Source organism: Mesorhizobium sp. USDA 3734 (genome assembly GCF_056279665.1).
Genome location: NZ_JBWCCW010000001.1, coordinates 3,314,823 through 3,329,053, shown reverse-complemented (window position 1 = coordinate 3,329,053; position 14,231 = coordinate 3,314,823). Strand labels below are relative to the sequence as shown.

The following is a 14,231-nucleotide window of genomic DNA, read 5'->3' as shown; positions in this document are numbered from 1 at the left end:
TCAACTCGAACATCGTCACAGTCGCGCCGGCCGGCGAGTAAGGCGATGTCGAAGGCTTCACTCGGCGCCGGCAATGTCGACATCCAGCTTGATGGCGAAACCGTCACGCTGCGGCCGACATTGCGCGCGGCGCAAACCATCTCACGCCAGGCCGGTGGCCTGGTATCGACCTTGAAGGGTCTCTCCGAACTCGACGTGGATGTCCTCACTGGTGTCATCGCCGCTGGGCTCGATAAGAAGGCGTCCGATGTCGAGGATGCTGTCTGGCGTACAGGTGTTGTCGGCCTCATTCCCGGCGCCACCGCTTTCATCGGCATCCTGGCCAACGGTGGTCGCCCGCCTCAAGTCGGAGGGTCGGGAAAAGAAAACCCTCCGAACTAGACGGCCGACTGACGCCTGAGGCCTATTACGACGATCTAGCCATGATTGCGATCGGATGGCTGGGTTGGAGCGAAGAACAGGCGTTGGCGTCCGATGTCAACGCCATAATGGTCGGCTATGAGGGGCGCTGCGAGATGCTGCGTTCCATCTTCGGTGGTGGCGAAGCGAAGGCGCCTCCGCCTCTGCCTGTGATGACACCGGGTGTGCTTAAGGCGATGTTTGCCGGATCTTCGCCAGTCGGCTCCTGATCCATGGCGCAGCGACATCGCCTACAAGATCTCGATCACTGGCCAGCGCTGGTATATCGATCAGGCATTGATCGCTCTTCTTCAGGTCCTCAGACAAAGTGCCTTCGTCGATGTGCTTGTAGGCGACCTTCACCATCGTGTCGTAAACCAGATTTGAGCAATCCGTGTAACGCCGCTTCTGATCTCCTGCCTTCACCGTAATTCGAATGGCTTCCAACCTCGCTGATTCCTCGGCCTGGTATGTTTGCCACTTGGTCACACCAAAGTAGCCGCCGCCAGCGATGATTACGATGCATGCTGCGGCAACCAAAATCTTCAAGAGCGTGTTCATCTGATCTCTCCAGCGGCCCGCAAGTAAGCCGAAAAATGGCTTGTGAGGAAGTATTTCTTGGATCAAACTCTAAAATATAACATTGTCGGCGATGCAAGTTCGCTCGTGCGTGCTTCAGAAGCAGCGAAGCAAGCGGGCGCGTCGCTGACTTCACAGTTGTCGTCAGGTTTCAACGAGGCCACAGTGACGATTCAACGGTCGGTTGCCGCCGTCACGGCCATGCAAGCCCGCATCAATGACATGGTGGGGATCGGCTCGCGCGGCACGAAGGAGTGGACCGGAGCGCTTGCCCAGCAGGGCCAAATACTTGACCAGTTGCGCGCCAAATATAACCCGCTTTATGCGGCGCAGCAGACCTATCTCGCCAACCTGAATGACATCAAGGCAGCTCATTCGGTCGGTGCGCTAGGCGCTGACGAAATGGCCGCCGCTATCGTGCGTGAGAAGGCGGCATTCGCCGCGACCGTAGTAAATATGAACAAGGTTGGCGGAACAGCGAAGCTGACGTCCAGTCAGCTGTTGAACCTTTCTCGCCAGGGCAACGACGTCGCCACGATGTTTGCCCTGGGGGCACCGCCGATGCAGATTTTTGCCTCCCAGGCCGGCCAAGTTTATGACGCGCTGGAACAGGGGCCTGGCGGCATCAAGGGATCGCTGGCGGCGATCGGCGAAGGTGTTCTCGGGCTTGTTACCAAGTTTCCGCTCGCTTCGGCGGCAGTCGCCGCCGCTGGGGTCGCGCTCGCAGCTTATGCTGTTGTCGGTGGCACGCGCATCCGGACGCTTGACGATATCCTGAAAAGCCATGCTGACAACATCAAGCTCCTAGGCGATGCCTACGACCAGGTCAGTGGCAAGCAGCAGAAATATGCGGCGCTGACCGCGCGTTCTGTCGGCGCCCTCAATGAGAAGGATATCAAGGACGCCAAGGATTTGCTTGCTTTGCAGATCAACAGCATTTTCGACAGCGTCGAGCCGACGATCGGCGGCGGTAGCGGACAGCAAGGGCCTTTGGAGCGAGTCTTGCGGTCACAGTTTGAGCCCTTCAAGCAGGCTCTCGCCGAACTCGGCAAGACGTCTGACGTTCAGAAGTTCATTGATGAAATCGACCGCATCGCCGAGGTTAACCCGTCTCTTTCGTCTGCCCGTGACGAACTGAAAGGTCTAGCGCTCGAAGCAGCTAGTACTGCCGCGCGCATCTCGGAAATGTCGCCGAAGGTTTCCGAGCTGGTCGACATCGTCGATCAGTTCAACCGGCAGATTGCCGATGTCACTGCAGAGCCGATCCGCAAGGCGCTGCAGGGCATCTTCGATGAAGCAAAGGACGGCAAGGAACCACTCGACGCGATCCTCAACCAGATTGCGACGCTCCAGCAAGCGAACCCAAGTTTTTCCGGCATCATCGCCGGCTTCCGTGACCTCATAACAAAGGCGTATGAGGCATCTGCCGCGATCGACAGCATCTCGCAGAGCGGGCCGACTAATGGTCGTCAAAAGCTTCCTGTCGGCATCTTGCCTGACAATGCCCCGGTGCCTGACCAGCGGCCAAACGCCGAAGATATCGGCGCCGCCAATGACAAACGGGCCGCACGCGCCGCTCGCGCCTCCAATCCCTACCGCGACATCCTGAAAAGCGCGCAGGATCGCATCGATCAGATGAAGATCGAACTCGATCTCACCGGCAAGGTTGGAGTCGCTGCCGATACCTTGCGCAATTATCAGGAGTTGCTGTCACGCGCGACCGATCACGGCCGGACCATCGGTGAGAAACAGCAGGCGGAACTGCATGACCGTGCCGAACAGATGGCGAAGCTGGCGCAGGCCACCTCGGAAGCCAAACTTCAGCAGGATCTTTTGTTCGATCGTGCGCAGCTTGGACGCTCCGATATCGATCAGCAGACAGCAGACATGCAGCGTTCGGCCGGCCTGCCTGTCGATCTGGATTCGGCCAGCGCCAGCATGTTCCGCATCAATGAGCAGATCCGGACGACGCAGGACGCCTGGAAGGGCTTTGGCGACTCCGCGGCCGATGCGCTCGGCAAGCTGATCGATGGCACCGGCACGTGGAAGGACGCGCTCAAGGCGATGATCCCCGCCCTCGAAGATTTGATCATGCAGCTTCTCAAGGCGCAGTCGATCGGATCTGGTGGCAGCGGCGACTTCAGTCTTGGCGGGCTGTTGTCGAGCGCGTTCGGCGGTGGCGGCAGCGCGAATGTCTTCCCTGGCGGCGGATCACTTAACAGCACGGGCGGCCTCTACGCGAACGGCGGGGTATTCGACAGGGGCATCAGCGGGTTTTCAAACACTGTCGTCGATCGTCCGACCCGGTTCCGCTTCGCCGCTGGCGCTGGCTTGATGGGCGAGGCAGGGCCGGAAGGCATCCTGCCGCTCCGTCGCAATGGCGCTGGCCAGCTTGGCGTCATGGCAAGCATGGCCGCCAACAACAACCAGCAGTCCGGCCCAACCGATCTGCACATCCACGTCGACGCTCGCGGCGCCACCGGCAATCAGGAAGTCATGCAGATGGTCGAGGCTGGCGTGTCCGCAGGCATCAAGCAGTTTGCGAGCAGCCCAGCTTTCACGGCGTCGACCACCAAGAGCCTGAAGACACTCAGGGTCACGTCCGGGAAGTCGTTCTGACATGGTCGCTTTCCCCGACGTCCCCTATGCAAAGGGCATGCCGAAGCTAGTGCGAACGACCTCTGTCTCGCGCGCCGGCAAGCGCTTTATGGCCGCGATCGAGACTGTCGACCCGTTCTGGCAGATCATTGTTGAAAGCGCTCCGCTGGACCGGGATCTGATCCCCGGCGTGCGTGCCTTCATCGACGAGTGCAACAGCGCCATCAAGACGATCATCTGGGCTCCGACCTATCTCGATGTGCCGCAGGCGTATCTTGCCGATCCCGGCAACGCGGCCCTGTCGAACGATGGCAACCTCGTGTCCGGCACCGGCGGCCTGACCATCGCCGTCAACTCTGTGACGACCGGGTTGGACATTCGCCGCGGCGATCTCATCAGCCTGGTCAAGGACGACTATCGGTCGATGCATACCGTCATGACAGGTGCGGTCGCAGCATCGTCGGCTATCACACTCGTGGTCGAGCCCTACGTCCCCAGCTACATCACCGCCGGCGCCGTGGTGAAGTTCAAGAACCTCGAACTCAACGTCCGCATGGAGCCGAACTCGGGCGAGATGACCGACGACTATCTGCCGGTGGCGACCTTCAACTTGCAGGAGGTGCCGAAATGACGTTCCCGACACGCCTACAAACGGTCCTCTCCGAGGGCAGGGCGGTCATCCGCTCCGGCATCAGGATCGTGTGCACGACTGGCACCTATGGCTTCTGGAACGGCAAGGGCGATATCACGGTCGATGGGCTGGTCTATTGGCCGAACGCGCTGATCAGCGTCTCCGAGCCGGTCTATGGGCTTGGCACCGCCGCCTCGACCTTCACCGTCGAACTGATCGCCAAGCGCGATTCGGGCCTGACGCCAGACAAGCTGCTGCTGATCGAAAGCGAGGGCTACAAGGATGCGCCGGTCACCGTGTTCGACTTCTACTTCGATCCCGACGACCGCTCCTTCCTGCATGCGGAGCCCGGCGCGTACGGCTTCATCGACACGATCGACCATTCCCGCGACAATGGCGAAAAGAAACTGATCGCCAACATCCGGTCCGGCGCCATCGCCAACCACCGCGACGGCTACCGCACCGCCAGCCATGAAGACCAGCAGCTCGTTTCACCCGGCGACATGTTCTTTCAGTACGCCTCGAAGGTGAAGCACGAGACCTTCGACATCAAGTTCGACTGAGGCAATCCCCACATGCTGTCATTGACCCGGTTGCCCGACTGGGACCGCCGCCTTGCGCGCCTGGTCCCGGAGATCGCCGCGACGCCCGGCGTCTGGGGGCAGTCAGACTGTTTGCTGACGGCCGCCGCCGGCGTCGAGGCGGTGACCGGCGTCGACATCATGAAGGCTTGGCGTGGCCGCTACAAAAGCGCTGCCGGTGCCGCCAAGCTGATGCGCAAGGAAGGCTGCAAGGATGTCGAGGAAGTCTTCCGCGACTTCTTCGGTTTCCCTGAGATCGGCCGGCTGATGGCGCAGCGTGGCGATGTCGGCGTGGTCGACCAGAGTGGCATGATCTGCGCCGGCTTCATGTGCGACCTCGGTTTTCTGGTCCGCACGGAAACCGGCCGGATCATCCTGCCGCAGTCGGCGATCAAGACCGCCTTCAAGGTCGGCTAGACCGTGGGTTTTCTTGTCCCGATCTTCACGACCGTTCTTGGTGCGGTCGGCCTTGGTGGCGCCGCTTCGTGGCTGGGCGGCTCGACGCTGCTTGCAGGCCTGGCGCGCTTTGGCCTCGGGCTTGCCGCGAAATATGCTCTGGGCTCGCTCTTTGGCGGCGGCCAACAGACGCAGGCGCAGGCCTCGCAGCTCGACACGACCTATGGCGAGGATCTGGCACGGTCTGTGGCAATGGGCAAGGTTGGCACCGCCGGCCAACTGGTCTACCGAAACGCCTACAGTTCCGGCAACCGGCGCGTTCAGGACGTCCGCATTCTCTCGCACTTCCGCATCACCGGCATCACCCGCGTTCGCTACAAGGGCGAGTGGAAGACGCTCGGCGGCATCGAGGACGCGACCAAGGGCTTCCGCATCCAAAGCATCGACGCCGAGGTTTGGGTCAAGCTCTACATTGGCACGATGGATCAGACGGCCGATGCCGGCTTGATCGCGAAATCCAACCCGACCGGGCGCTGGACGTCGGATCACCGTGGCGCCGGCATCGCCTATGCCGTCGTCACCAGCATCCTCGACCGCGAGCACCTCCAGCAGCCCTGGGATGCGTTCTTCGAGATCGAGGGCGCGCCGCTCTATGATTGGCGCAAGGATACATCTGTCGGTGGCTCCGGATTACACCGGTGGAATGACCAGGACACATGGGAATTCTCTGAAAACCCGATCCTGATGGCCTATGCGCTTGAGCGGGGCATCTTCAACGGCACGGAAATGATGGTCGGCAAGGGTGCGCCGGCATCGCGCCTGCCGCTCGACATGTGGACCTTGGCGGCAAACGTCAGCGACGAGATCGTCGGCTCTGGCCACCGCTATTCGGCCGGGCTGATCGCCGCTGCAGGCTCGGGCGTCACGCACGATCAAAACCTTCAGCCGTTGCTCGAGGCGTCTGCATCGACCTGGGTCGAGGATGCCTCCGGCGAGTTCCCGATCGCGGGCGCTGCGCAGTCGATCGTCATGACCTTCACCGACGACGACATCATGGTCGACGAGACCTTCCGCTTCTCGACCAAGCGCACCAAGTCGGAACTGATCAACACGCTGGCCGGCACCTATCTCGAGCCGGACAATTTCTATGAGCAGACGCCGCTGGCGATCCGCATCAATGCCTCGGCGCTTGCGGAGGATGGCGAGCGCCTGGCGGTGTCGGTGCCCTATAGCGCCGTCAACCGCACCGAAGTCGCCGATCGCCTTGCCGACATCGCCTTCAAGGCGAGCCGGTATCAAGGCAATGGCGAAATCTGCATCCATCCGAAGTATCTGGATGAGGCCAAGGTCGGTCGCTGGATCGAGTGGGATTCGGACGAGTACGGCACCTTCCCCTTCCAGATCCTGGAGAAGCGCCTCGGCCCGCTCGGCGACAAGGCGGCGCGCAACATCTATCTGACGGTGCAGCAGGTCGACGACGCGATCTTCGACCCGACCGCCTATGTGACGGTCCCTGTCGTTCCGGTGGCGCCTGGTGACCCGGACTATGCCGTTTCCGCCAGCAACTTCGTTGCCATCGGCATCCAGATCAAGGTCGAGGGATCGACCGACCGCAAGACAGGTATCCGCTTCCAGTGGGATGGCTTCGACGATGTCACCGTGTCGGCCGTCGATGTCGAGTACCGGCCTGAAGCCGTCGGCGTCACGGTGTCGATCGCCAATCCGGCGGTCATCACCTGGCCGAACCACGGCCTGTCGGCGAACGACCTGTTCTATCTTGCCACCACCGGCGCCCTGCCGACCGGCCTGACGCCGGACAGCCCACTCTACGTCAAGACGGTGCTGACATCAGGCACCTTCACGGCCTCGCTGACGCCGGGCGGCGCGGCAATCGTCACCACGGGCGCACAGAGCGGCATCCACAGCGGCTATGTCGACAGCATCGTCAAGCGGGCCGAGATGCCCGTGCAGGTGCTGACTGTCTCGGAAGGCGTGCTGCCCAACAAGACCTATGAGTACCGGCACCGGATCATCACAAACCCGCCGCGCACCACATTCTTCACGGCGTGGGACGAGGTGTCGACACCCAATGAGGTCGTCAACGTCTCAGTCGACCTGGCGCAGATGCAGCAGGATGTCATCGACTTCCTGCAAGGCATGTCGGCGAGCCTGCAGGAGAGCCGCGACAAGCTTGCTCAGTTGGCAGCGGCGTCGCTCGATGCGGCGGGACGGACAACCCAAGACAATGCAGTCGCGCGTCGGTTCCGCGACGCCAGTGCGGCCGCCTTCCTCGAACTCGACGCCAGCGTTGAGGAGATCAACGGCGAGTTGGAGGCGCAAGCCACGGCACTGCTGGGTGTGCAGGTTGATGTCGACAACGTGTCGGCCGGCGGTCTGTTCAGGATCCGAGCCGAGGCCGGTAGCGGTGATGTGGTGTCACGCCTCGTCGCCGAGGTGCGCGCCAGCATCGGCGCGACTTGGGTGTCGTCAGGCTTCTACATGGAAGCCGGATTCACCGGCGGCAATCCGTTGGCGCCGTTCTCGAACTTCGTCATCAACGCCAGCAAGTTTGTCGTCACCGACGGGACCAACAGCGGAACGCCGCTGACCTTCGAAGGCGGTGTCCTGAAGTCGCTCATCACCAACCTTGGGGACGTCACGGCAGCCTATATCCACAGCCCGGACAACGCGATGATCACCGACTACAACAACAAGTTCTTCTCGATCGCGGTGCCGTAATGCCCAAGCTTGGATTTGGCCTTGCGGCAGGCGGTCTGCCAGCTCTGCGCATGGCGTACGACAACTCCACCGACCTGATCAACGAGTCCTCGGCAAACCGGGGCAAGTTCATGTTCGATAGCCTGAACGGCGGCAATCTCGGCTATGTGTATAAAATCGACATCACCGCCTATGACAGCCGATACCAGGTCGGCGGGTCGCTCAACAGTTGGTACTTCAACACGCCCGGCGACAAGGACCACGCTACAACAACCACCAGTGATGCGCTGACTTGTGGCGCTCTGGTCTTCTGGAACACCACGGGCAGCGATAGCCAGACCTGGTACTATTTCAAGGAATGGTGGCCGTTTGGATATATGCCCATATGTGAGCAAAGGCTTCCGACTGGCGCGGGGTTAGATACATTCTCTGGCCCGACCTTGAGCCTTGCCGAGTTGGCTGGTGGCACGGGTTGGATATTTAGCGAAGGCGGTAACCAGTGCACAACTGGCGCTCTGGTGAATGCCAATTACTTCGGCAGTAACGGTTCGCGAGAGTCAAACACGATCGTCAGCCGTAACAACGGCACGAATCGAACGGTTCTTGTGAGTGCGCTTCAATTGCCAGCGCGCGCTGACGCGCTGCCAGACTTCTCTGGCGCACCGACAAGCGGGCAAGTTCCACTGCTCCTGAACCCCACAGTTGCCAGACTGGCGCTGTCTGGCCGCGATGTTACCGACACCAACCCGGACCACTTCATATTCCATGAAGACAAGATCCCCGCCAAGATCATGGCGGCCGGCGAGATCAACGTTGCATTGGGCGGCACTACCACCATCAACACCAATCTTCCGCTGACACCGTTCACGTACATGGATTTCCACGTGAAGCGGCAGACGGACGCCGAGTTCTGGAACCCTCCGTATTTTGTGGGATCATCGGAATCGCAACAGTGCTCGTTCACCTACAAGGTCCAGTCGAGCAGCATCTTCATTACGAACACCGCCGACTTCGCCATAACCATTCGCTACGTGATCTTCGCTGACAGCGACGAGGCGCCGACGACAGGCGGCAAGAAGGTCTTCCTGAAGGGCAATGACGGCGTTCGGGACTACGTTCAGATCAAGCGACCTGGTTCATCCGACATTGCGCCGAACCTGAACGACATCATGGTCGACACGCGGTTGGCCTACATGCCTATCCTAGCGCAGGGTTTTCTGAGTTGGACGAGCGATTTTCCCACCGTCATCAGCGGGAGTGATCGTTACAAGGGCGAGCGGATGGCGACGGTGAATTTCACCAACCCAACTCCGCGCCTCTTGCCGTTCGTCAAGCAGATCGTTGTGTTTCCAACCAACTCGTTTCCAGTCGCCTCGCACGGAAACTATCATCGCGTATTTGTGGACAGCGGCACGTATTCCAATCGCTGCAGCCAAGATAGTAGCTGGGCTAACCTGCACGATACCAGCGTCGACTTCTACATGGCCGGCAGCAACCCGCAGATTTTCAACTCCACCACAAACACGAAGAACAAGACGTGGCCTGGCAGTGCCGACACGGACGCCTTGGGCCTTCGCTATTACATCTTCGGCATCCCCCCGAGCCTTTAGGGAATCCCCATGACATCGATATACAACACCGGCACGGTCACCGTGACGAATGGCAGTGCTGCGGTCGTCGGCACCGGTACGGCGTGGGCCGTCGCCTTGGTCACGGGCGGGACGCTCAACATCGAGGCGGCAGGCAATCCGATGCCGATCTTGTCGGTGACGGACAACACGCACCTGACCGGCGCGGTGAAATGGACCGGCGCGACCGGAACGTACCCTTATGCAATCGTTCGCGAGAACTCCGACGCCGCGGCGATTGTCGATGTCTACGACCGCATGACGCAGGTGTTGCGCACGCTGTCCCTGGCCGGCGTGCATCCGAACGAATCCGGCTCCATCGCCGACCGCGACGCGATCACGCTTGGCACGGATGATGAAGGCTTCATCTTCCTGCACGCGGAACCGAGCGTTGCCTTCGCCTTCTACCGCTGGACCGGCACGGCATGGGATGGGCCGTTCCCGGTTGCGGATGCAGCGGCCGGCGGGCCGGTCAGCAGCATCGCTCCCGGCACGGGCATCAACGTCGACAACACGAATCCCGCCGTTCCTGTGGTCAAGATGGCCAACATGGCGACGGCGCGTATTAAGGGCCGGGCTACGGCCGGCACTGGCGCGCCGGAAGACCTGACGCTTACCCAGGTGCTCGACATGGTCGGCTCTGCGGCGCAGGGCGATGTCCTCTATCGCGGCTCATCGACGTGGTCGCGCCTGGCCAAGGGCACGGCGCTTCAAACACTCAGGCAGAACGGCGCTCTGACCGCACCGGAGTGGGCGACCGCGCGCGAGGTGCTGACTGGCAACCGGACGTACTACGTCCGCTCCGATGGTAATGACAGCAACACCGGCTTTGGGGACAACGCCGTCGGCGCTTTTCTGACCCTGCAAAAGGCAATCAACGTCGTCACCGATACCCTTGATCTGGCGGGGTTTACGGTCACGGTGCAAGCTCGCACAGCGACCTTCACTGCCGGTGTATCGATGACGCGTCCGGCGATCGGCGGTATCCTCAAGATATCCGGTGACACGACGACACCTTCGAACGTGCTTCTGTCAATGGCTGGTGCTTGCATCACCGTTTCGGGCGCCGGGGTAAAGCTGTCCGTAGAAGGTTTAAAGATCGCGTCCTCCGGCTCAGACGGAATTGTGGCAACGGACGGCGCGCAGATAACGGTGACCGGAAAGATGGATTTCGGCGCGTGCCCGTCAAGCGCGCATATCCATGCAAAATACGGTGGCCTCATCGATATATCGGGCATTGCCTATAACATCACCGGCGCAGCCGTTTACCATTTCTGGACGGAGACTTTCGGCGCTTGCATTCGCGCCATCGGGGCGGCCACTGTCACGATTACTGGATCCCCCGCTTTTGGAACGTTCGCCAATGCTCAGATCGGCTCCGGCATCGTGGCGTTGCTCGCCACATTCTCAGGAACTCTGACCGGTAAGCGCTACAATGCCGACACCAATGGCGTGATTTACACGGGCGGTTCTGGCACCAGCTACTTCCCTGGTAATGCCGCCGGAACCATCCTCACCGGTGGGCAATACAATTAATCCCGGGCGTTCAACAAAACACGCCACAGCATGAAGGCTTTCATATGGGACAGTTCAAGGGAGACGATCTCGTTGGTTTCTGGGCCTATGCGACCGTCGCGGCAGGGGTGCCGACGCTGGCGGCAAGCCACAATGTCACGAGCATCACCGACACCGGCCCAGGCATCCTGACCGTGACCATAGGGACCGACTTCGCCTCCGCGAATTGGTCCTGCACATGCGACGCGACGCTGACCGCAACGACCTACGCGGTTGCCAACGCTCGGGCATGCAATGTCCGAAATGCGTCGCAGGCCGCTGGCTCGGTCGCCATCGACTGCACGGACAAGACGGCAACAACCAATCTCGCGGCAGACCCTGCCGCCTGGCACGTTCAAGGCTTCGGAGCGCAGTAAGATGACCAAGATTGCAGCGGTTGTGGCGGTTAGTTTTCAGGATGGGTCTGTCGGTCGAATGCAGCTTGTCGAGAGGGGCATCATCGACCAGTTGACCAATCTTCTGGTGGTCTCGGAATGGAGCGACGAGGACATCCATGCCGAGATAGACAAGACAGCGATCACATGGGCAGCGCTCGGTCTGACCGCTGTCGGCTGGCAGCGATGCGCTCTCGAAGATTTCCCGGTTCAGCACCACGAGCTGCGCGAGGCGTGGACGGTCAAAAAGGGCAAGATCGTCGTCGATATGGAAAAAGCCAAAGAGTACACCAGACGAAGGTTGCGAGCGGAGCGGGCACCGCTGCTTGCCAGCAAAGACATTGACGCGCTGAGAGCACTGGAGACTGGCGACAAGGCCGCCATTGCGTCCATCTCAGCCGAAAAGCAGCGGCTTCGGGACGTTACGGTGTTGCCGGCGATTGATGCGGCAAGGTCGCCTGAAGATTTGATGGCAATACGAGTGGCGACCTGATCTTCTTTGCCAGCAGACGTCCTGCCTTCATGCCCGGCTTCTCGATGACGATATGGGCGAAGTAGGCGAGTGGGATCGCGGCGCCGATTCCGATCGCGGCCAGCATAAGGAAGCTTGCGAACAGGTTTTCCGAAGCCAACCCAGATCTGCCAATCACCCAATGCGCGAACTGCAATGTGACCGGGTGCAGCAAGTAGAGCGGATAGCTGATCTCACCAAAGAATTGCGGTAGCGCAGCAGCAAGAAAGCGGGGTCGGAGCGCTATTGTCGAAGCGACCAAGATGAATGTCGCCCCAAAGGCAACAAACCTGGCTAGGACTCCATGGTGGAATATCAGGTCGGCCGTGATTAGAACTGCATAGGCTGCTGCTGCCAGCCACCAACGGGAGAACCAACCGCGCGGCAAATAGTGGATGGATGCCCCTAGAGCGAAGGTTGGCAGGAACAGCAACACGAAATTCGGATCGCGAAGCGCCACGATGGTCAGCGCCGCAGTGAAAACCGCCAGCAGACCGGGTACGGATTTCGAGACCAGGGCAAACATCAGGAAGATTAGCCCGCTACCGACCACCTCGACCTGCAGAGACCAAAGCACGCCGTTCATACTGTAGCTCAGCAGGAAGGCGTTCTTAGCCACGTCAATCGCGGTCGCCGGTACGCACAAACTCATCATCAGCGCTGCGAAAATCGAGACGGGCAGCAGGCGCCACGCCCTGACAACCACGTACGGCAACAGGGCTGACAATGTGCCGCTCTCTCGACGCATCATGGAGCCCCACAGAACGTAGCCGCTCAAGACGAAGAAAACGACCACGGCTGCATCTGCCGGGAACAGGACGTGGCCAAGGCGAGCGGCGATATCCTGCCACGGCATGGTCGGGAAATCGGCAGCGCTTTTCGACCAGACGGCAATGCCTGAAACTGATGTGACGCAATGGCCGAGAACTACGGATAGAGCCGCGAGACCTCGAAGCCCGTCGAGCGCTTTATTTCTAGCCAAAGTGTTATGTCCCCCTTGCGATCCGCCTTATACTGCCGAGTGGCGGAAGAACTCAAGTGGACTAAAGCAGTTGGCAAGAAGCAGCGTTCCTGTATTTGAGCCTAGTTCGCCTTCCGCAGCGCGTTGAGCACCACATCGGCATCGTTGTGGGTGCCACTCAGCAGCACTTCCCATACCCCGTCAATCCGCCGGAGATGCCCGCCGTCATAGGTCCGGATCTCGCCGGCCCTGTCGGCAACTCTGTCTCGCAAATCTTGAAATAGCCCTAGCCACGGCTTGGGCAGCGAAAACCAGTGGCCTCGCGGTTCGTTGAACTTCATCCCCATCGGCCCTCCCGGCGCCGACCATAGTCAATCATCCGAAGAAGGAAAATCCCATGGCCGTTTCCCGTGAAAAGGAATCGCTTGCCCGCGTGCTGGTGCACGAAGGCGGCTATTCGAACAACCCCGCTGATCCAGGCGGCCCGACGATGAAGGGCGTGACGCAGCGCGTCTATGACGCCTACCGCAAGCGCAAAGGCCTTTCCACGCGTTCAGTGAAGTCGCTGACGTCGGATGAACTGTTCGACATCTACGATCGGCAGTATTGGGACGCTGTGAAGGGCGACCAATTGCCCGCCGGCGTGGATTATGTCGTGTTCGACGGCGCTGTAAACTCCGGCGTCAACCAGTCCGTGAAGTGGCTGCAGCGTGCGCTTGGGCCTCTCTACAAGGGTTCGATCGACGGCAACATCGGCGAGGGGACACTTGCCGCGGTCGCAGCGGTGACCAACTACGACAATCTAATCGATCGCATCTGCGACCAGCGCCTTCGCTTTCTTCAAGCTCTGAAGACGTGGCGCACGTTCGGCAAGGGCTGGGCGGCTCGAGTTGCCGAGGTGCGCAGTGGCGGCCAGGCATGGGCCACGGGGGCGAAGCCGGTTGCGGCGTCGTTCGTGGCTGACGGTTCCGCAAAAGGCTCTGTCGAGGACGCTCAGGTCGCACCATCGACAGCAGTGTCCGACGCGGCGGCGGGCGGTGGTGTTGGCGCTGGCGGCACGGCTGGTGTCTTGCAGACATTGCAGGACCAGTTGACGCCGTTTTCCTCAGCTTCCCACTGGATCACCTGGCTTGTCATCGGTCTGGCCTTGACTGCTGCGGTGCTGCTCATCGGCGGCGGGCTCTACAGCCTCTACGCGCGCCGGAAGGCAGCAAAGATTGCCGACGCTCTGTCGAGTGCACCGTGATGGAAGGCCGGATCGAACTGATCGCCGCGTATCT

Annotated in this window: 14 protein-coding genes; 11 read left to right on the top strand and 3 right to left on the bottom strand. The window is 60.7% G+C overall.

The window, feature by feature from the left end; translation table 11 throughout:
* Positions 1 to 45 precede the first annotated feature (45 nt).
* Entirely contained in the window at positions 46 to 381 is a 336-nt protein-coding gene (locus ACZ89F_RS16220; protein ID WP_476092943.1) for a hypothetical protein, read from the top strand.
* Between the two features lie 207 nt (positions 382 to 588).
* Here the strand turns inward: ACZ89F_RS16220 and ACZ89F_RS16215 are convergent, their stop codons facing one another.
* Positions 589 to 960 carry a hypothetical protein gene (locus ACZ89F_RS16215; protein ID WP_476092942.1) on the bottom strand — a complete coding sequence of 124 codons (372 nt, stop codon included), beginning with the start codon at positions 958 to 960 and terminating at the stop codon, positions 589 to 591.
* A 57-nt stretch (positions 961 to 1,017) separates the two neighbouring features.
* Between ACZ89F_RS16215 and ACZ89F_RS16210 the strand changes: the two genes are divergently transcribed.
* Genes ACZ89F_RS16210 through ACZ89F_RS16170 form a run of 9 tightly spaced genes read left to right on the top strand, consistent with a single transcriptional unit; the run spans position 1,018 to position 11,972 of the window.
* Positions 1,018 to 3,597 (top strand): phage tail length tape measure family protein, encoded by a 2,580-nt coding sequence (locus ACZ89F_RS16210; RefSeq protein ID WP_476092941.1) that lies wholly within the window; start codon positions 1,018 to 1,020, stop codon positions 3,595 to 3,597.
* A gap of 1 nt (position 3,598) precedes the next feature.
* Positions 3,599 to 4,207: a hypothetical protein gene (locus ACZ89F_RS16205; RefSeq protein ID WP_476092940.1), complete on the top strand. Its 609-nt coding sequence runs from the start codon at positions 3,599 to 3,601 to the stop codon at positions 4,205 to 4,207.
* Positions 4,204 to 4,770: a hypothetical protein gene (locus ACZ89F_RS16200; RefSeq protein WP_476092939.1), complete on the top strand. Its 567-nt coding sequence runs from the start codon at positions 4,204 to 4,206 to the stop codon at positions 4,768 to 4,770. The genes ACZ89F_RS16205 and ACZ89F_RS16200 overlap by 4 nt, the downstream gene beginning before the upstream one ends.
* A 12-nt stretch (positions 4,771 to 4,782) precedes the next feature.
* Positions 4,783 to 5,205: a DUF6950 family protein gene (locus tag ACZ89F_RS16195; RefSeq protein ID WP_476092938.1), complete on the top strand. Its 423-nt coding sequence runs from the start codon at positions 4,783 to 4,785 to the stop codon at positions 5,203 to 5,205.
* 3 nt (positions 5,206 to 5,208) lie between these two features.
* On the top strand, positions 5,209 to 7,923 hold the full coding sequence (locus ACZ89F_RS16190) for a phage tail protein (RefSeq protein ID WP_476092937.1): 2,715 nt from the start codon (positions 5,209 to 5,211) through the stop codon (positions 7,921 to 7,923).
* Positions 7,923 to 9,512 (top strand): hypothetical protein, encoded by a 1,590-nt coding sequence (locus ACZ89F_RS16185; protein ID WP_476092936.1) that lies wholly within the window; start codon positions 7,923 to 7,925, stop codon positions 9,510 to 9,512. The genes ACZ89F_RS16190 and ACZ89F_RS16185 overlap by 1 nt, the downstream gene beginning before the upstream one ends.
* Before the next feature lie 9 nt (positions 9,513 to 9,521).
* Entirely contained in the window at positions 9,522 to 11,066 is a 1,545-nt protein-coding gene (locus ACZ89F_RS16180) for a hypothetical protein (RefSeq protein ID WP_476092935.1), read from the top strand.
* Between the two features lie 44 nt (positions 11,067 to 11,110).
* Positions 11,111 to 11,461, top strand: coding sequence for a hypothetical protein (locus tag ACZ89F_RS16175; protein ID WP_476092934.1), 351 nt, complete (start codon positions 11,111 to 11,113; stop codon positions 11,459 to 11,461).
* Position 11,462: 1 nt separating this feature from the next.
* Entirely contained in the window at positions 11,463 to 11,972 is a 510-nt protein-coding gene (locus ACZ89F_RS16170) for a hypothetical protein (protein WP_476092933.1), read from the top strand.
* Here the strand turns inward: ACZ89F_RS16170 and ACZ89F_RS16165 are convergent.
* Positions 11,902 to 12,972, bottom strand: coding sequence for an acyltransferase family protein (locus ACZ89F_RS16165; RefSeq protein WP_476092932.1), 1,071 nt, complete (start codon positions 12,970 to 12,972; stop codon positions 11,902 to 11,904). The two genes, ACZ89F_RS16170 and ACZ89F_RS16165, sit on opposite strands and share 71 nt — an antisense overlap.
* A 101-nt stretch (positions 12,973 to 13,073) precedes the next feature.
* On the bottom strand, positions 13,074 to 13,292 hold the full coding sequence (locus ACZ89F_RS16160) for a hypothetical protein (RefSeq protein WP_476092930.1): 219 nt from the start codon (positions 13,290 to 13,292) through the stop codon (positions 13,074 to 13,076).
* Positions 13,293 to 13,348: 56 nt separating this feature from the next.
* On the opposite strand from ACZ89F_RS16160, the gene ACZ89F_RS16155 reads away from it, so the two are divergent.
* Positions 13,349 to 14,197, top strand: coding sequence for a glycoside hydrolase family 108 protein (locus ACZ89F_RS16155; RefSeq protein ID WP_476092928.1), 849 nt, complete (start codon positions 13,349 to 13,351; stop codon positions 14,195 to 14,197).
* The last annotated feature ends 34 nt before the right edge of the window (positions 14,198 to 14,231 follow it).